Consider the following 16,490-nt stretch of genomic DNA (forward strand, 5'->3'; position numbering starts at 1 on the left):
CTCAGCCCTTGGCCAGCTGGGCGTCGATCCATGCGCGCAACCGCGCCTCACCGGGGTAGCCGATGTTCCGCGAGGACGGCAGTTCGGCGGCGTCGCGGACGCCGACCAGCGTCGGGAGGTAGCGGATGTTGTACCGGCTCGACAGGTCTCGGCTCTGGTCGACGTCGACCTCGCCGAGCAGGAACCGGCCGCCGTACTCCGCGGCGAGCCGTTCGATCACCGGTTTCATCTGGCGGCACGGCGGACACCACGTCGCGCCGAAGTCCATGATGACCAGCTTCTGCTTCGAGATGTTCATGACTTCGGCGTAGTTGGCCGACGTCACCGTGACCACGTTCTCGGCCGTTGGCGACGGTGCGGCCGATGCCGCGCCGGAGCCGACGCCGGTGACAAGCGCCAGCACACCGGCCAGCACGCAGACGAACCGTTTGAACTTGGACAAGACGTACTCCTTTCGATTCAAGTGAGTCCACTCAGGACGAAGACCACGTCGGCAATCCGCCGGAGACCCAGTCTTCGATGCCTTCGCGGTACTTGCGGACGTTCGTGTACCCGAGTTCCAGCAGCCGCCGTCCGACGAATTCACTGTTGCGGCACGGCGTGTTCGCGCAATAGACGACGATCGCGGCGGCCTTGTCCGGAAGCGCCGACGGTGCCAGGCGGTCGGTGAATTCGGCGGCCTGTTCGTACGGGAATCCCGGAATATTGCGTGCTTCCGGAAGATGCTCCTTGTCGAAATAGGCGACCGGCATCGTGTCGACCACGACCACCGTTCCGGCCTCCATCAGGGAGAGCAGTTCCGTACGAGTGATCAACGGCAGCATGGCGCCCCTTCTCAGACAACCGTGATTGACGATTCCCATCGTCGGTCGTCTTCCGGAACGCGCTCTAGTGCCGTCTCGACATGCCGGAGGGTTATCCGGCCGGTGAGGGAAAGGTGGCGTGGAGGTCTAGGGGCGGTGAGTAGAGGTCCGCTCGCCGCATGGTCTCGTAACCGAGGCAGGCTTCGCCATCCATGCCGGGTTATCCGGCGGCCAGCCTGCCGTGGCGGTGCAGCCAGGTCCGGTACGGCGCCGTCCGCTCGGCGAGCCGCCAATATCCCGCCGTCGCCTCATGGGCGAGTTCCCGGACGCCGGTCGCGCACGGACCGTCTTCGCGCCAGGCGAGCACGTGCCGCACGCACATCGGCGCACCCGCCAGCGGCCGGATGACCAGGCGATCCGACGGCGGCCGGGTCGGCTGGACCAGCCCGACGCCGTACCCGCCGCCGACCAGGTCCTCCCGTGCGGTGTCGAAGTCGACGTCGTGGGCGATCCGGGGGTCGAAACCGTGCGCGAGACACATTTCGCGGAACACCACGCGGCAGCCGTCGCCCCCGTTCGACACGATCCAGTCCTCCCCGGCCAGTTCGGCGAGTTCGATCTCCTCCTCGTCGGCCAGCGGATGCCCGGCGGGGACCGCGACGAACGACGGCTCACTGGCCAGGGTCACGGTCCGCACCTCCGGCGGCACCGGCAGGCCGCGTCCGCCGCAGATCATGATCAGCGCGAGGTCGATGCCGCGGTTCGCGACCTGCGCGAGCAGCCGGGTGCGTGAGGTGTCCGCCCGGGTGCGGAACGGTTCGCCCGGCCGCAGGTCGCGCAGCCCGTCGAGCAGCGAACTCGTGATGGCGCTGTCGTTCCAGCCGATTCTGAGCGATTCGCCCGTCTCGGGTTCCTGACGGTGGAAGTCGTGCTCCAGTTCGTCGAAGGTGAGCACGATCGCCCGCGCCCGCCGCAGGATGAGGGAGCCGAGTTCGGTGGGCCGCACCCCTTGCTGGTCGCGGTGGAACAGCGAACCGCCGACCATCCGCTCGATCCGGCGCAACTGGTGGCTGAGCGCGGGCTGCCCGAGCCCCAGGCCGGCTGCGGCACGGTTGAGGCTGCCGGAGGAAGCGATCTCACAGATCACGCGAAGATGCCGAACCTGAATCTCCATGCCCCCGTATACCGCGATTCCGCCCGTGACCGGCACCTCCGAAAGTCGAGATCCGTAATTTCCTATAACCCGATGACAATATTTGCTGGCAATACCCGGGCCGCCCGGGCCGTGGCTACGTTCGATCAACGCCTCTCCCCGCATATCCCGCGAATCAGGAGCCGTCTTGCTGCGACCACTGCCGCTCACCGAGCATTGCGCCGATCCGCTGGCGCGAGCCGAGCACGTTTGCGTCGGCGTCAGCCCGTTCAACAGCTATTTCACGGTGGAACGGATCGCCGATCTCGCCCGCTGGGCCATGTCGGCCTTTCGAGGTTTTCATTTCTTCGTCCCGGACGGGCCGTCCGCGTTCACCATGGAGGCGCTCGGTTACGACCCGATCCGCGCCGCGCGGAAGGCGCAGCGGCAAGGCAACTACACGCGCAACAAGATCGTCCGCGCCTTGCAGCAGGTGTGCCCCTCGGATCCGGACACCCTGATCCTGGACGCCTCGGTGCTCGAAACCGACCGCGCCTACCTCGGCCTGCTTTCCGAGGCGCACCAACGCTTCGCCACCGACCCGGAGTTCGCCGAGCAGTGCCTCGGCGCGACCGGCTGGGTGCTGGACCGGCGGCTTCCCGAAGGTGAACATCCCACCCGCGATCAGCTGCGCAGCGCGGTCCGGTACTTCCTGGCCGAGCTGCCGATGTTCGTCGGCACCGTGGCCGTGGCCGGGGTCGGCAGTTCCGTGTTCGCCTATCACCAGCGGGTCCCGTTCCTCGAACGGCTTTACCGCGGCGAACTCTCCTGGCGGCCACTGCCCGGACAGGGCTTCGTCGTCTTGGAGCAGGCTGTTCCGGAACGGGCGGAGTGACCGTGGAACGCGACGACTTCTCCCTGCGCCGGGTACCCGCCGAACGCCGCTACTCCTGGGTTTCCGTCGCGCTGCAACGGTTCGGGCAGGTGTCCTCGTTCCACCAGTTCCTGCTCGGCGCCGTCCTCGGCTTCGGCATGACCTTCTGGGACGCGGTACTGGCCATCACGATCGGTTCGGTGTTGCTGGAGATCATCACCATCCTGATGGGCATCGCCGGCACCCGGGAGGGGCTGTCCACGTCGGTGCTCGCGCGCTGGACCGGGTTCGGGACCGGCGGATCCTCGCTGGTCGGGCTGCTCATGACGCTGAGCCTGGCGGGCTGGTTCGGCGTGCAGAACGACGTGTTCGCCCACGGTCTCCACGCGTTGATGGGCGGCCCGCCGGTGTGGGTGTGGGCACTCGCGGGTGGCGCGCTGGTCACCGCGATCGTCGTGTTCGGCTTCCACGCGATGGCCTGGACGGCGTATCTGACGGTGCCCGCTTTCCTCGCGCTGGCCGGATATTCGATCATCACCGCGCTCGGCGACCATTCGCTGCCCGCGCTGATGGCCGAACCGCCGCCGGGGCCGTCGATGTCGCTGGCACAGGGCACCACGCTGGTGGCGGGCGCGTTCATCATGGGCGCGATCATTACCCCGGACATGACCCGGTTCAACCGGACCGCGTCCGACGTCGTGAAGCAGACCCTGGTCAGCATCACCCTCGGCCAGTACCTGATCGGCCTGATCGGGGTGCTGCTCGCGCACGCGGCGAAAAGCTCCGACGTGGTCGGGATCATCACCTCGTCGTCCGGTGTGCTCGGTACGCTGATCCTGGTCACCGCGATCCTGAAGATCAACGACTGGAACCTCTACTCCTCCTCGCTCGGGCTCGTGAACACCGTGCAGGTGCTGCTGTCCCGGCGGCTCGACCGCACCACCGCGACCCTGTTCCTCGGCGGTCTCGGCACGGTGCTCTCGGCGATCGGCATCCTCGATCACTTCACCACCTTCCTGACCTGGGTCGGCGTGCTCACGCCTCCGGTGGCGGGGGTGGTGATCGCCGAGTACTACGTGGTCCGGCGCTGGAAGCCAAATCTGGAAGCCACCCGTGCGTCCGGGGAGTTGCCGCCGGAATGCCCGGCCTGGGTTCCCGTCGCGCTGATCTGCTGGGTCGCCGGGGCCGCGGTGGGAATTTGGCTGCCGTGGGGAATCCCCACGGTGAACTCCGTATTCGGCGCCTTTCTCCTGTATGTTCTTCTCGGCAGACGGACCACGGCCGGATCGGTTTCCGTGGCGATGACTTCTTCCGACGGGGCGAAAACCCGTACGTGACAGAGGAGTTCGACGTCGTACAGCTGGATGTTCACCACCTGCGGGTGATTCGGGCGATCGCGGACACGGGCAGCCTTTCCCGTGCCGCGATCGCGCTCGGCGTCACCCAGCCAGCGGTGTCCGCGCAACTCAAACGGCTGGAGAACATGCTGGGCTACCAGTTGTTCGACCGGCGCGAGGGCAGCGTGACACCGACACCGATGGGCGATTTGCTGTTGCGCCGGACAGCCGCTTTGCTGCCACAGCTGGACAAACTGCTCGAAGACATCGAGCAGCGCGTCTGCCCCAGCGGCCCGCCCGACGTCGTCCGGGTGGTCGCGGTGGCCAGCGCGCTGGTCGCGCACCTGCCGTCGCTGGTGACCCGGTTGTGGCCGGAGGTCTCTGAGGTTCAGGTCGTGCACGACGACCATCCCGAGCGGCTGCTGCCGCTGCTGGCACAGCGGCGCGCGGAATTGGGGCTGGTCAAAGACTATCCGGGACACGAGCTCGAAATCCCCGCGAGTGTGGACACCGCGGTGGTGGTGACCGAGCCGACCTTCGTCCTGCTGCCGGAGTTCCATCCGTTGGCGAGCAACGAGATCATCGATCTGAGCGAACTACGGGACGAATCGTGGGTGATGATGTCCGATTCGTCGGCGACCACGTTCACCAGGTACTTCGCGGAGACCTGCGCGCAGCACGGTTTCAGCCCGTCGATCACCCATCAGGTGACTTCGCAGCAGGTGGCGCTGCTGGTGGTCCGGGCGGGCGCGATCGGGCTTTCACAGCCGATCTGCGATCCGCGGAACCACGGCCTCGTGACCCGGCCACTGCGCGGGGATGTGTTGCCGCGCAGGCATATTCTCGCGTGGAACCGGGAGACCTTCGTGGCGGGACGGCAGGCGGAACTGATGGCCGCCGTGGTCGAAGCGTATTGGACCGAAGCGAGGACGGCACCGGTTTACGCCCGATACCTGGACTCACGCGAGCCGTAAGCCGTAAGCCGTAAGCCGTAGTCCGTGAAGGCCTCCTTGAGGGACCCAGAGTCCCTTAAGGAGGCCTTCACGGACTTCACCATTTTAGGGTCACGTCGCCCGGGCGGGGGGTCTCATCGCGCCGGGCGTAACGGCCCGGGGTAGAGGTGCTCGTCCGGCGGCCGTACCGTGCCGTCGAGCCACGCGTGATTGAACTCGCCGAGGTCGAGCTGGGTCATCGCGGCGACGTAGAGTTCGAAGTCGTGCCAGTTCTGGTTGCCCTGCGGGTTGATCATCGGAAAACCCGCGATAATCTGGAAGAACGCGTCGTCACCGATCAGACGGCGCAGCGCGTGCACCATCAGCACCGCCTTGGCCGTCGGCGCGAATTCGGTGCCCTTGCCAGGATCGGTGAGCTTCGGCGCCCAGAATCCCGCGTCCCCGCTCACCCTGGCCACCATGTCGCGGTACCGCCGATCGAGGTCGCCGCCGTTCTTGGCCTCGTCCCACAGCCACACCGCGTACCGTGCGATGGATTCGGGCATCAGCGCGTCGCGCCACATCTTGCCGCTCACCCCGGCCCCCCACCATTGGTACGCGGTGGCGTACACCAGATCGGCGACGGTGGCCGCGCGGCCGTACATCGGCCGGGTCTGGGCGCCGTGCGTGTAACCGAGGGCGCGGTCGAGGAACAGCCCACCCGCTGCGGATTGCGGGTAGTCACCGAACTTCCCGGTGAGGAACTCCAGCACCTCGGGCAGCTTGCCGCCGATCTTCCGCTTGTCGACGGCGCACGGGTGGTAGGCGTTGATCGCCGTCCGGCCGCCGGGCAGCGCGATCCTCTCGACCTCCCAGCGTCCGATGCCGAGCATCGCCGTGCTCGGCGCGAGGGCGGTGTCCTCCGACCAGGTGACGGTGTGTCGTCCGGCGCCGGCGGAGACGTCCGAAACCTGAATACCGTTACCCATCACGGAAAATTCGTCCAGTACGGTGACGGAGACGCGCAGGGTCGCCTTGTCGACTTCGGTGCCGTTGACCGGGAACCACGTCATCGCCGAACGCGGCTGGCCGGTGGCCACGGCGGAATCGCCGGGAGTGGCGAGCCAGCCGACGCGCCCCCGCGCCGTGCCGATCGGCTCCGGCCGCCCGTCGTAACCGATCACCACGGTGAACCGCACGCCTTCCGCCAGGGGGGTCCTCGGGGTGATCACCAGCTCGTGCTCGCCCACCCGCCGGAACGTCGCGGCGACCCCGTCGACGCTGACCGATCGCACGGTGAGGCCGCGCAGGTCCAGATCGAACCGGCTGAGGTCTTGGGTGGCCGTCGCGGTGATCGTCGCCTTGCCGCTCAACAGCGCCGAGTACGGCGAGTAGTCCAGCGCGAGCGAGTACCTGTCGACGTCGTAACCGCCGTTGCCGTCCTTCGGGTAGTAAGGATCAGCGCCGAGGACGGTGCCGTCGGGCGAGACGTGCACGTACCCGTCACTGCCGGGTGCCGGCTGAGCCGCCGCCGACGTCTGGCAGGTGCCGATCATCGTGGTGGCGAGCAACGCGGTGCACAGTGGCTCCTGCCACCGAATCCGCACGGTCATGAACGGGCCTTCTCTCTACGGGGGAGGGTGCCCGGTCATCGTGCGGGCGTCCGTGCCACGCGCGGCACTGCCAGCCGGTCATGCCGTCGGGTTATCTCGTGCGTGGTAAGGACGGTCATTGGACCGAAGGTGTCGTGTCGGGTGGTGGGTCAGGGCGGGGTGCCGGCGTCACGGTCTTCCCAGCGTCACCAGGGATCACATCGGCGGGTAGTTAAGGCCTTTTTCACGTGGCTGATCCGCGTGAAGGGGTCCTTCACGGCATTGCGGTGTGTGGGTAACGCACCCTCACCGCGACCAGAATCCGGGCCCGCCACTGATCCCCGGGAGACCTTCGGCCCTGAAGCGAGTGTCCCCAATGTGGCTTTGGGGACCCTGAGCGTCCCCAATGTGGCTTTGGGGGCAGCGGCCAACCGGCGTTGCCGCGCTGGGGTAGCGAGGGACCTTCGCTACCTCCCACCCCCCGCCCACCCCCTCCCGCAATTTGTCCTCTAGTTGCGGTAGTTCGTGGCACCAACTACCGCAACCAGAGGACGAAACGCGGGGGGTGCGGGGCTCACGAAAGCGTCAGGCGGGACGGTCGGTGAGTGGCAAGTCCGCGTGAGCCGCTCAGACCGGTGCCCCCGATGCCACATTGGGGACACTCAGCGTCTCCAATGTGGCATTGGGGGCAGCGACCCTCAGGCACGCCACCTTTGCCTTCCCCTCGATAACCCCACGGCATACCCGCCCGGGACTACCCCGCGCCACGCCGGCGGAGAGATCGTCGAGGCATGCTGCCCCTTCCGGCGCTGCTCGCGCTGACGACGACGGTCTTCCTCGGCTGCCTCACCGAAGTGCTGCCCGCCGGGTTGCTGCTGGGCATGTCCGCGGATCTGGGCGTGTCCCCGTCGGCGACCGGTCAGCTGGTGACGGTCTACGCGCTCACCACCGCGCTCACCGCCATCCCGCTCACCACCCTCACCCTCCGGGTGCCGCGCAAACGCTTGCTCCTGGCGCTGATCGCCGGGTTCCTGGTGACCAACCTGCTGATCGCGATGTCTTCCTCGTACCCGCTGATCTTGGCCACGCGGGTCGTTTCCGGCGCGCTGACCGGGGTGATGTGGTCGCTCGTGGCCGGTCACGCGATGCGCCTCGCCCCGCCGGGACTCACCGGGCGCGCGCTGGCCGTTGCCATGTCGGGCACGCCGATCGGGTTCGCCCTCGGGGTGCCCGCCGGTACCGCGCTCGGCGAACTGGCCGATTGGCGCTGGGCGTTCGCCGCGATGGCGCTGGTCACCGTGCCGCTGCTGGTGTGGGTGCTCGTCGTGGTGCCCGCCGTACCCGCGGAGCCGGCGGGGCCCACCCGGCCACTGGCCGCGTCACGGCTGCCGGGGATGCGCCCCGTGCTGGCGACGGTGGCGTTGTTCTCGTTGGGGCACAACGTGGCCTACACCTACATCGGCCCCGTCCTCGCCGGAATGGACGTGGCGGGGATGCTGGGCGCGGCGTTGCTGGTGTTCGGCTGCGCCACGGTCGGCGGGCTGGTCGCGGTCGGCACCATGCTCGACCACCACCCGCGTGCCGTTCTGGTGGTCTGCGCGGGTATGACGGGCGTGGCCATCGTCCTCATGGGACTCAGCGGCGGCATCCACGGTCTGGTGTTGACCGCCGCCGCGTTGTGGGGCTTGGCGTTCGGTGGCGCGCCCACCGCGTTCCAGGCCGTCACCGCGCTGATCGCGGGCCCCACCGCCGACGCCGCCCAGTCGCTCACGATCGCGGCCTGGAACGGCGCCGTCGCGGGGGGAGCGCTCATCGGCGGGTTGCTGCTGCCGCTCGGAACGTCCCTGCTTCCTTGGTGCGCGGCCTTCGTGGTGCTCCTGCCGTTGCTGTTCAGCCGGCGAGTCGTGCTTTCAGCGCCCGTAGATCGGTGCCGGGCCCTACGATGAGCGGCCAGACGTCGGAGCCGAGGAACCCGGTCTCGTCGGTCGCCGCGGTCGCGCCGCAGGCGTCGCGCTCCAGTCCGTTCCGGGCCGCCACCGCGGCGACGGCGTCCTTTGTGGACTCTTCGAACAGGCCGTCGGTGGGGACGGCGAACCCGCGTGCCCGCAGGAGTTCCTGAGCGGTTCGCACTCGCGGTCCGGTGTCGCCGGGCTTGAGCAGCGGCCACTCCGGCAGATCCGCCTTCGGTGACGCCGAGCCGAGCACTTTCCGGACCTCGGTGCGCAGTTCCGGAAGCCGGTTGTACAGCACGGTCCCCGGGCATTCGGTCGAGTTGAAGTCCCGGTGTCCCTTGATGAACTCCGGCGAGATCCCGTACCGCGAAGCGATGTACGCGACCATCTTCACCAGCGAGGCCCAGAGCGCGGGTGTGACGTCTTCCTTGCTGTAGAGGCCCTCGTTCTCGATCCCGATGCAGGTGCTGTTGTTGTTGCCGACGTTCGCGCCCAGCACATGCCGCGTTCCGCTGCGCAGCACTTCCAGGCTGCGATGCCGTCCTTCGGTGATGTGCCCGCCGCGGCTGTTCGTGAACTGCTGGCCGCTGTCCACCCAGCCCCGCGTGTCCATGTGGAAGTTCTGGATCGCCCGCGAGGCCCAGAAAGCGTGTTCGAGTGTGTAGTCGGTGACGTTGCCAGGCTCGACGGTGTGGTGCACGACGATGTAGGTCGGCTTGTGATTCTGCACCTCGATCGTTCCGTTCGGCGGCCGGGCGCTCCACGCGGCCGTTCCGTGAATCCGTGGTTCTGGTACCCCTGGCGCCGCGGCGGCGGCGGAAATCGTCGCCGTCCCCAGCAGCCCGGCGGCGCTTACCGTCAGGCCGCCCTTGAGCGCGGTACGTCGGTCGAAGTCGGCCACGGGCGTAACTCCCATCATGCGCGTTGGCCGGAAAACTAACCCGCCATCGCGCCGATGACAACCATTGACCAACTTTTGTCGTAATGCGTCAGTGTTCGCCGGGGAGTGCGAACAGGCCGTCCCCGGTCTGTTCGAGCAAGCCGTCGACCAGCAGGGAGTCGAGGCAGCGGTCGCGCTGCCCTGATTCGTCCCAGACGAGATCGAGGCGCGCCTTCTCGACCGGGCCTTCGGTGCCGCGCAGGACGTCGAGCAGTAGCCCGCGCACCTGGCGATCGGTCCCGGCGAACTTCTGGACCTGCTTCGCGGGACCGGCGTAGGCGGGTTTGCCCGCGTGCTGCCAGGCGCAGTCGTCGTAGATCGGGCAGTCCGCGCAGCGCGGCGACCGGGCGGTGCAGACGAGCGCGCCGAGTTCCATCAGCGCCGCCGAGAGCTTCGCGGCGGGCGCGTCCTCTCGCGGCAGCAGCGCCTCGACGTCGGCCATGTCTCGGGTGTTCGACGGCGGCCCGGCGTCGCCCGCGCCGTGCACCGCCCTGGCCACCACTCGCCGGACGTTGGTGTCCACCACCGGTGCCCGCTTGCCGTAGGCGAAGGCCGCGACCGCGCGCGCGGTGTACGCGCCGATCCCCGGCAACGCGAGCAGGGTGTCCACATCGGACGGAACGACGTCGCCGTGTTCGGCGGCGAGGACGGTCGCCGCGGCGTGCAGCCGCAGCGCGCGCCGCGGGTAGCCGAGCTTGCCCCAGGCGCGTACGACTTCGCCCTGCGAAGACGCCGCCAGCGCCGACGGCACCGGCCAGCGCGCCATCCACTCGAGCCAGATCGGCTGGACACGCGCGACCGGCGTCTGCTGCAACATGATCTCGCTGACGAGTACGCCCCAGGCGGTGCACTCCGGCTCACGCCAGGGCAGGTCGCGCCCCACTTCGCCGAACCACTCGATCAGCACATCCGCGTCGACGCCCACCCGGCCAGCTTAAAAGGTGGGCCCGCGCGTCGAACGTGGGCCCAGGACGTAGCTGAAGGGGACTTTCCCCTCGTCTTACGCGGCGAAGGGCGCTTTCCCCGCATCACATGCGGGGAAAGTCCCCTTCAGCTTCACGCGACCTCGGACAACTGCCCTGTCTTCACGTCGTAGACGAACCCGCGCACGGTGTCGGTGTGCGGCAGGAAGTCGCTGCGCCGCACCCGCTGCATCGACCGGCGCACGCTGTTCTCGACCTCGCGGAACGCCTCGACGGCCCAGGTCGGACGCAGTCCGGAGGCCTCTTCGAGTTCGTCCTTGAAGTCGTCTTCGGTGACCATGGACAGGCCGCATTCGGTGTGCTGGACGATCAGCACCTCGCGCGTGCCCAGTTTCCGCTGGCTCAGCGCGAGCGAGCGGATCATGTCGTCGGTGACGACGCCGCCGGCGTTTCGCAGCACGTGGGACTCACCCTGCAGCAGGCCGAAGATCTCGAACACCCGGATACGGGCGTCCATGCAGGTCAGAATCGACACCTGGAGCGATGGCCTCGGGGACGAGCGGTCGCCAGGAGTGACGTCGCCCAGTTCCTGGTTTCGCTTGAGAAGTACGTCGATGGAGGTCACGTGACCATTTTGAACGGACACGCTCGGTGAGAGCAACGTTTTACGGGCTACATCACGGCCCGAACCAGCGTTCTTCGGCCGTTCGTGGTGGCGCCGACGTGCGGCCGACCCGCAATTCCGTCCGCAGGGTGATCACCTTCGGCCCGACCCGGTCGGCCGAGCTGAGCAGCAGCTTGCCCGCCGCCTTGCCCTTCTCGAGCACCGGCTGGTGGACCGTGGTGAGCCCGGAGCGTTCGGCCTCGGTGATGCCGTCGAAACCGGTGACCGTCAGATCCTGCGGCACCCGCAGCCCACGGCGTTCCGCTTCCGCCAGTGCGCCGAGCGCGAGGATGTCCGAAGTGCAGATCACGGCGGTGACCTGCGGATACGCGTCGAGCAGCTGGCGTGCGGCCGACGCGCCGTCGTCCACGGTGTGGTCGAAGCGTTCGACCACCGGCACCGTCGCCCAGTCGACGCCCGCCGCCGAGAACGCGGCGGCCAGCGCCTCGAGCCGGATCCGCTGGACGTGGAAGTGCGCGGCGCTCTGCCGCTGGATGGAGACGAAGTCGTCGTTGCGCTCACGGGCCAGCCGCATGCACAGCACGCCGATCTGCCGGTGGCCCAGCGAGATGAGGTGTCCGGCCATGGCGGTGACCGCGGCCGCGTCGTCCGGGCCGACCCGGTCGACGCCGTCCACGCGCGGCTGGTCGACGATCACCGTCGGCACCGGGCGCTCCAGCACCGCGCCCAGATGCGGGTCGTCGTCGGGCACCGAATAGACGACGAAACCGTCGACGCCGGCGCGGTGCACGGCCGCGACGTCCTCACGGCCCGGGCTCGCCGGGACCAGGTGCAGGCCGACGCCCGCGTCTTCACAGGCCAGCGCGAGCCCTTCGAGTACGCCGATGGCGGCGGGGTCGCGGAAGGCGTAGGAGAGGTTCTCGGTGAGTAAAAGACCGACAGCGCCCGCCTTGCGCGTCCGCAGTGAACGGGCCACCGGGTCCGGGCCCGGGTAGCCGAGGCGGCGCGCGGTCTCGAGGACGCGTCGGCGCAACTCAGGTGACAGCTGGTCCGGTCGGTTGTAGGCGTTGGAGACGGTGGTCCTCGACACACCGAGCTCTGCGGCCAACGACGCCAGTGTCGCCTGCCTCCTGGTGCGGATAGGACGGCCCATCCGCAAACCGTAACGGTTCAGAACGTTTTGCAGAAGCATCACCCGACGTGTGGCAGGTCTCGATTCAGAGTGACCCTCGGTACAGCTCCCGCCTGGATGGCGGGCACTGTCAGCCGGATGAGGTACAGTTGAATCTGACAACGGTTTCCATTACCCGGCGCCTGGGACACCTGGCCTGGGCATCCGCAGGAGTGCAGTAAATGAATTCCCGCCGTACTAAGAGTGTTTTCGCGGCCGTCTCGGCCCTGGCCGTCCTCGCGCTCGGCGCGACGGCTTGCGCGTCCGGTGACAAGGCGTCCACGGGCTCCGGTTCGCAGAACGCGTCCGCCGCGAACCCGGGCGGCGGCGAGAAGATCAAGGTCGTCGCCTCGACCGACGTCTGGGGCAGCGTCGTGACCGCCGTCGGCGGCGACAAGGTCGAGGTCACCTCGATCATCCACGATCCCTCGGCCGACCCGCACTCCTACGAGACCACCGCGAGCGACGCCATCGCCGCGAAGAACGCGAAGCTGACGCTGTCCAACGGCGGCGGCTATGACGAGTTCTTCTCGAAGCTCGCGGATCAGGCCGCCGGCGCGCAGAAGCTGGTCGCCGTCGACATCGCCGCGACCGGCAACGAGAACGAGCACGTCTGGTACAGCCTGCCCGGCGTCGAGAAGGTCGCCGACCAGGTCGCCGCGAAGCTCGGCGAGATCCAGCCCGCGTCGAAAGACGCTTTCACCGCCAACGCGACCGCGTTCAAGGGCAAGACCCAGGACCTGCTGAAGAAGGTCACCGGGCTGGGCGCCTCGGGCGGCAGGGTCGTCGCGACCGAACCTGTCGCGCACTACCTGCTCGACAGCGCGAAGGTCACTGACGCGACTCCGCCCGCCTTCGCCGAGGCCGTGGAAGCGGAGCAGGACGTGCCCGCCGCCGCGCTCAACCAGGTCAAGCAGCTGATCTCCGGTAAGCAGGTCAAGGCGCTGGTCAACAACGCGCAGACCACCACCCCGGTCACCCAGCAGGTCGTCGGCGACGCCAAGAGCGCCGGGATCGCGGTCGTCGATGTCACCGAAACGCTTCCCCAGGGTGTGACCGACTACATTGCATGGATGACCAAGGCAGTGGACGCGCTGGCGGGAGCACTCAAGTAGTGAGCTCCGTACCTGCCGAGGCGCGTGCGGGCGTCCGTGTCCGCGGGGCGAGCCTCGCGTTCGGCACCAGGACCCTCTGGTCCGGGCTCGACCTCGACGTCGAGCCCGGCGAGTTCCTCGCGATCCTCGGGCCGAACGGCTCCGGGAAGAGCAGCCTGCTCAAGGTGCTGCTCGGTCAGCAGGGACTGCCCGAGGGCACGGTCGAGATCGCGGGACGCCGCCCCGGCGGGCAGAACCGGCGGATCGGCTACATCCCGCAGCAACGCGCCCTCGACGAGGGCCTGACGATGCGAGGGGTGGACCTGGTCGGCCTCGGCCTGGACGGGCACCGGTGGGGGACCGGGCTCTTCGGCATTTCGAAACGACGTCAGCTGGTGTCGAAGGCGATCGAGTCCGTCGGCGCCCAGGCGTACGCGAAACAGCCGGTGGGGCGGCTTTCCGGCGGCGAGCAGCAGCGGCTCCGCGTCGCGCAGGCGCTCGTCGGCGACCCCGAGGTCCTGCTGTGCGACGAGCCGTTGCTCTCGCTCGACCTCGCCCACCAGCGCGCCGTGTCCGAACTGATCGACGAGCGGCGGCGTTCGGCGGACACCGCCGTCCTGTTCGTCACCCACGAAATCAACCCGATCCTGTCCTATGTGGACCGGATGCTGTATCTGGTGAACGGCCAGTTCCGGGTCGGCAAGCCGGACGAGGTGATGAACTCGGAGACGCTGTCCGAGCTGTACGGCACGCGGATCGAGGTGCTCAAGGTAGGCGGGCAGATCCACGTCGCCGGGGCGCAGAGCTCGCTGTGCGAGGACGAACCCCACCATATCGACGAACAGGCCTGCTAGCACCGTGGACAAGATGTTCGACTTCGCCCTCACCGGCGAACTTCTCGGTCTCGACTTCGTACGGACGGCGCTGCTCGCGGCCGCCGTCCTCGGGCTGGTGGCGGGCGTGCTCGGCCCGCTGGTCGTCATGCGGCGGATGTCGTTCGCCGTGCACGGCACCGCCGAGCTGGCCTTCACCGGTGCGGCGGGCGCACTGCTGCTCGGCGTCGGCGTCGAATTCGGCGGCCTCGCGGGCGCGGTCATCGCCGCCCTGCTGATCGGGATCCTCGGTGGCCGCGAGTCCGAACGCGACTCGGTGATCGGCGTGATCCTCGCCTTCGGGCTCGGCATGGGCGTCCTGCTGCTGTCTTTCTACGAAGGCCGCAGCGCCAACAAGTTCGGCATCCTCGTCGGGCAGATCATCACCATCGACTCGACCAACCTGAACCTGCTCGTCGGCGCGTCGGTCGTCGTACTGGTGGTGCTCGCGGTGATCTACCGGCCGCTGCTGTTCGCCACGGTCGATCCCTCGGTCGCGACGGCGCGCGGTGTGCCGGTCCGGCTGTTGTCGCTGATCTTCGCGGTGCTGGTCGGCATTTCGAGCGCGCTTGGCGTGCAGATCGTCGGCGCGCTGCTCGTGGTCTCCCTGATGGTGACCCCGGCCGCCGCGGCCGCTCGGGTCACGGCGAGCCCGTGGAAGGCGACCGTGCTTTCGATCGTGTTCGCGGAGATCGCGGCGCTCGGCGGGATCATCCTTTCGCTCGCGCCCGGGAAGCCGGTGAGCGCGTTCGTCACGACGATCTCGTTCGTGATCTACCTGGTCTGCCGCCTCATCGCGTGGCTGCGCGGGCGTACTTCGCGGGTCCGCGTCGAGCCGACGGCGACGCCGCGGCCCGCCTTGCGCTAGCGGATCGGGCGTTCGGCGAGTGCCTTCTTGACCGCTTCGAGGAACCCGGGGTCGATGAACGCGAGCTGACCCCCGGCCACACTGCGCTCCACGGTTTCGAGGACCACGACGTTCGCGTTCACGAAAGCGTCGACGGCCTCGGCCTGTGACGTCTTCTGGGTGAAGTGCGCCAGCATCGTCAGGTTCGTGAACGCGCCCGAGAGATACCGCGAAGACGCCTTCGTGAACGAGTCGCCGTAGATCAGGATCTTCTCGTCCACAGTCCCGATCAGCGGGCTCGCGGTGCGGTACACCGGCCGGTCGATGTCGCCGTTGGATTCGCCCGCGCGCTCCACCACGCCGTCCGGGCGGAGGCTGTACAGCGTGTTCGTCTTCGTGCCCTGCTTGTTGATCAGCGGCGGCAGGTCCGCGGCCGTGTCGTACTGGCCGACGGGAACACTCACCCAGGTCCGCGTGACACCCGGTTTGATCGCGTTCGCGATGGCGCGCGTCAGCACCAAGGCGCCTTCGTCGGCCCAGTGGGTGTCGTTCGACGGGTAGATCGGCCGCTGCACCCGGCCTTCGGACGCGCGCAGTTCGGGCCGCAGGTCGATCGCGCGGGCGTCCTTGAGCATGCGGTGCCAGGTGGTCGCCTCGGCCGAACGCGAGCAGTCCTTGCCGGGGTAGGTGTCGGGCAGGAACTGCGGGACCATCGTCGACTTGTCCGGCGCGACGACGAGTTCGAACCGCCTCCCGGACTGCTCGACCGCGCGCCGCAACTCGTTGATCTTGGCGATGGTTTCCGGCAGCGGCCGGGACGGATCGCATTTCGCGTCGGCGTCGTAGCCGTAGTACAGCCAGCCGTCGCGGCCCTGGACGACGCGGCGATAACCGGACGCGGCGTTCGGCGTCGGGCCCTGGGTGGGCGCGGTCTTGGGCGGCACGGGCGACGGCGGGGCGGGAATCGGGCCCGCCTGCTGCTGCGGCGGCGGCTGGTCGAGCGGGACATCCTCGCCGAAGACACCGCGGCTGATCGCGTCGGCGGCGGCGATCGCGCCCGGCCGGAACGACAGCTGGTCGATGGCCCAGGTCGGCAGGTCGGTGAAGAAACCCCAGCCCTTGTCGAGACCGGGGAAGCTCGCGAGCTTGTGGTTCTCGATCTCGCCCGGCCGCACGCCGAAGACCCACAGCAGGGCAGGGGTGGTGAAGAACAGCAGCGCGCTGATCAGCGCGGTCAGCTGCCTGCCGCCGTGGCGGGGACGGTGCAGCGCGTGCTCACGCGGAAGCCACGCCTCGTGGACGGCTGGCAGTTGCTGGGATTCGGACGCCACCCCTCCACCGTAATCACCCCTTGTCTCCCGCACGTGAGAACCGCCCCCAAAGCGCGTTTAGCGGG

Annotated in this window: 16 protein-coding genes; 7 read left to right on the forward strand and 9 right to left on the reverse strand. The window is 68.5% G+C overall.

Going from position 1 to position 16,490, the window contains the following annotated elements:
- Nucleotide 1: 1 nt before the first annotated feature.
- From ACM6LU_RS34145 to ACM6LU_RS34155, 3 genes are all read right to left on the reverse strand, one after another.
- Complete coding sequence (locus tag ACM6LU_RS34145; RefSeq protein WP_414941964.1) at nucleotides 2-442, reverse strand: thioredoxin family protein; 441 nt, start codon at nucleotides 440-442, stop codon at nucleotides 2-4.
- Nucleotides 443-473: 31 nt separating this feature from the next.
- A complete protein-coding gene (locus tag ACM6LU_RS34150) occupies nucleotides 474-824 on the reverse strand; it encodes a rhodanese-like domain-containing protein (protein WP_414941965.1) in 351 nt (116 codons plus the stop codon).
- Nucleotides 825-1,023: 199 nt separating this feature from the next.
- The gene (locus ACM6LU_RS34155; RefSeq protein ID WP_414941966.1) at nucleotides 1,024-1,977 is read right to left on the reverse strand and encodes a LysR family transcriptional regulator; all 954 of its coding nucleotides are present in this window, start codon (nucleotides 1,975-1,977) and stop codon (nucleotides 1,024-1,026) included.
- A 166-nt stretch (nucleotides 1,978-2,143) separates the two neighbouring features.
- Here ACM6LU_RS34155 and ACM6LU_RS34160 point away from each other — a divergent pair, with 166 nt between their 5' ends.
- Genes ACM6LU_RS34160 through ACM6LU_RS34170 form a run of 3 tightly spaced genes read left to right on the forward strand, consistent with a single transcriptional unit; the run spans nucleotide 2,144 to nucleotide 5,120 of the window.
- On the forward strand, nucleotides 2,144-2,830 hold the full coding sequence (locus tag ACM6LU_RS34160) for a tRNA-dependent cyclodipeptide synthase (protein ID WP_414941967.1): 687 nt from the start codon (nucleotides 2,144-2,146) through the stop codon (nucleotides 2,828-2,830).
- A 2-nt stretch (nucleotides 2,831-2,832) separates the two neighbouring features.
- Nucleotides 2,833-4,146 (forward strand): purine-cytosine permease family protein, encoded by a 1,314-nt coding sequence (locus tag ACM6LU_RS34165; RefSeq protein ID WP_414941968.1) that lies wholly within the window; start codon nucleotides 2,833-2,835, stop codon nucleotides 4,144-4,146.
- Nucleotides 4,143-5,120, forward strand: a complete 978-nt coding sequence (locus tag ACM6LU_RS34170; RefSeq protein WP_414941969.1) for a LysR family transcriptional regulator — start codon at nucleotides 4,143-4,145, stop codon at nucleotides 5,118-5,120. Before ACM6LU_RS34165 ends, ACM6LU_RS34170 begins: the two co-directional genes overlap by 4 nt.
- Before the next feature lie 113 nt (nucleotides 5,121-5,233).
- On the opposite strand, the gene ACM6LU_RS34175 is transcribed toward ACM6LU_RS34170, so the two are convergent.
- Nucleotides 5,234-6,691: a M1 family metallopeptidase gene (locus ACM6LU_RS34175; RefSeq protein WP_414941970.1), complete on the reverse strand. Its 1,458-nt coding sequence runs from the start codon at nucleotides 6,689-6,691 to the stop codon at nucleotides 5,234-5,236.
- Nucleotides 6,692-7,461: 770 nt separating this feature from the next.
- On the opposite strand from ACM6LU_RS34175, the gene ACM6LU_RS34180 reads away from it, so the two are divergent.
- A complete protein-coding gene (locus ACM6LU_RS34180) occupies nucleotides 7,462-8,616 on the forward strand; it encodes an MFS transporter (protein WP_414941971.1) in 1,155 nt (384 codons plus the stop codon).
- Here ACM6LU_RS34180 and ACM6LU_RS34185 read toward each other — a convergent pair.
- The 4 genes from ACM6LU_RS34185 to ACM6LU_RS34200 all read right to left on the reverse strand — a co-directional run bounded on the left by ACM6LU_RS34185 (nucleotide 8,561) and on the right by ACM6LU_RS34200 (nucleotide 12,263).
- Entirely contained in the window at nucleotides 8,561-9,523 is a 963-nt protein-coding gene (locus tag ACM6LU_RS34185) for an N-acetylmuramoyl-L-alanine amidase (RefSeq protein WP_414941972.1), read from the reverse strand. The two genes, ACM6LU_RS34180 and ACM6LU_RS34185, sit on opposite strands and share 56 nt — an antisense overlap.
- Before the next feature lie 88 nt (nucleotides 9,524-9,611).
- On the reverse strand, nucleotides 9,612-10,487 hold the full coding sequence (locus tag ACM6LU_RS34190) for an A/G-specific adenine glycosylase (protein WP_414941973.1): 876 nt from the start codon (nucleotides 10,485-10,487) through the stop codon (nucleotides 9,612-9,614).
- A 131-nt stretch (nucleotides 10,488-10,618) separates the two neighbouring features.
- Nucleotides 10,619-11,110: a beta-class carbonic anhydrase gene (locus ACM6LU_RS34195; RefSeq protein ID WP_414941975.1), complete on the reverse strand. Its 492-nt coding sequence runs from the start codon at nucleotides 11,108-11,110 to the stop codon at nucleotides 10,619-10,621.
- A gap of 52 nt (nucleotides 11,111-11,162) precedes the next feature.
- Complete coding sequence (locus ACM6LU_RS34200) at nucleotides 11,163-12,263, reverse strand: LacI family DNA-binding transcriptional regulator (protein ID WP_414941976.1); 1,101 nt, start codon at nucleotides 12,261-12,263, stop codon at nucleotides 11,163-11,165.
- A 200-nt stretch (nucleotides 12,264-12,463) separates the two neighbouring features.
- Between ACM6LU_RS34200 and ACM6LU_RS34205 the strand changes: the two genes are divergently transcribed.
- Genes ACM6LU_RS34205 through ACM6LU_RS34215 form a run of 3 tightly spaced genes read left to right on the forward strand, consistent with a single transcriptional unit; the run spans nucleotide 12,464 to nucleotide 15,115 of the window.
- Nucleotides 12,464-13,396, forward strand: coding sequence for a metal ABC transporter solute-binding protein, Zn/Mn family (locus ACM6LU_RS34205; RefSeq protein ID WP_414941977.1), 933 nt, complete (start codon nucleotides 12,464-12,466; stop codon nucleotides 13,394-13,396).
- Entirely contained in the window at nucleotides 13,396-14,229 is an 834-nt protein-coding gene (locus ACM6LU_RS34210) for a metal ABC transporter ATP-binding protein (protein ID WP_414941978.1), read from the forward strand. The genes ACM6LU_RS34205 and ACM6LU_RS34210 overlap by 1 nt, the downstream gene beginning before the upstream one ends.
- A gap of 4 nt (nucleotides 14,230-14,233) precedes the next feature.
- Entirely contained in the window at nucleotides 14,234-15,115 is an 882-nt protein-coding gene (locus tag ACM6LU_RS34215; protein WP_414941979.1) for a metal ABC transporter permease, read from the forward strand.
- On the opposite strand, the gene ACM6LU_RS34220 is transcribed toward ACM6LU_RS34215, so the two are convergent.
- A complete protein-coding gene (locus ACM6LU_RS34220; protein ID WP_414941981.1) occupies nucleotides 15,112-16,425 on the reverse strand; it encodes an alginate O-acetyltransferase AlgX-related protein in 1,314 nt (437 codons plus the stop codon). The two genes, ACM6LU_RS34215 and ACM6LU_RS34220, sit on opposite strands and share 4 nt — an antisense overlap.
- Nucleotides 16,426-16,490: the final 65 nt, after the last annotated feature.

Source organism: Amycolatopsis sp. cmx-11-51, from assembly GCF_047608665.1.
Lineage (GTDB): Bacteria > Actinomycetota > Actinomycetes > Mycobacteriales > Pseudonocardiaceae > Amycolatopsis.

What these genes read in the sequence shown, in the direction of transcription:
- ACM6LU_RS34150 (WP_414941965.1), bottom strand. Translation starts at nt 824, where the DNA reads ATGCTGCCGTTGATCACTCGTACGGAACTGCTCTCCCTGATGGAGGCC.
- ACM6LU_RS34155 (WP_414941966.1), bottom strand. Translation starts at nt 1,977, where the DNA reads ATGGAGATTCAGGTTCGGCATCTTCGCGTGATCTGTGAGATCGCTTCC.
- ACM6LU_RS34175 (WP_414941970.1), bottom strand. Translation starts at nt 6,691, where the DNA reads ATGACCGTGCGGATTCGGTGGCAGGAGCCACTGTGCACCGCGTTGCTC.
- ACM6LU_RS34180 (WP_414941971.1), top strand. Translation starts at nt 7,462, where the DNA reads ATGCTGCCCCTTCCGGCGCTGCTCGCGCTGACGACGACGGTCTTCCTC.
- ACM6LU_RS34200 (WP_414941976.1), bottom strand. Translation starts at nt 12,263, where the DNA reads ATGGGCCGTCCTATCCGCACCAGGAGGCAGGCGACACTGGCGTCGTTG.
- ACM6LU_RS34205 (WP_414941977.1), top strand. Translation starts at nt 12,464, where the DNA reads ATGAATTCCCGCCGTACTAAGAGTGTTTTCGCGGCCGTCTCGGCCCTG.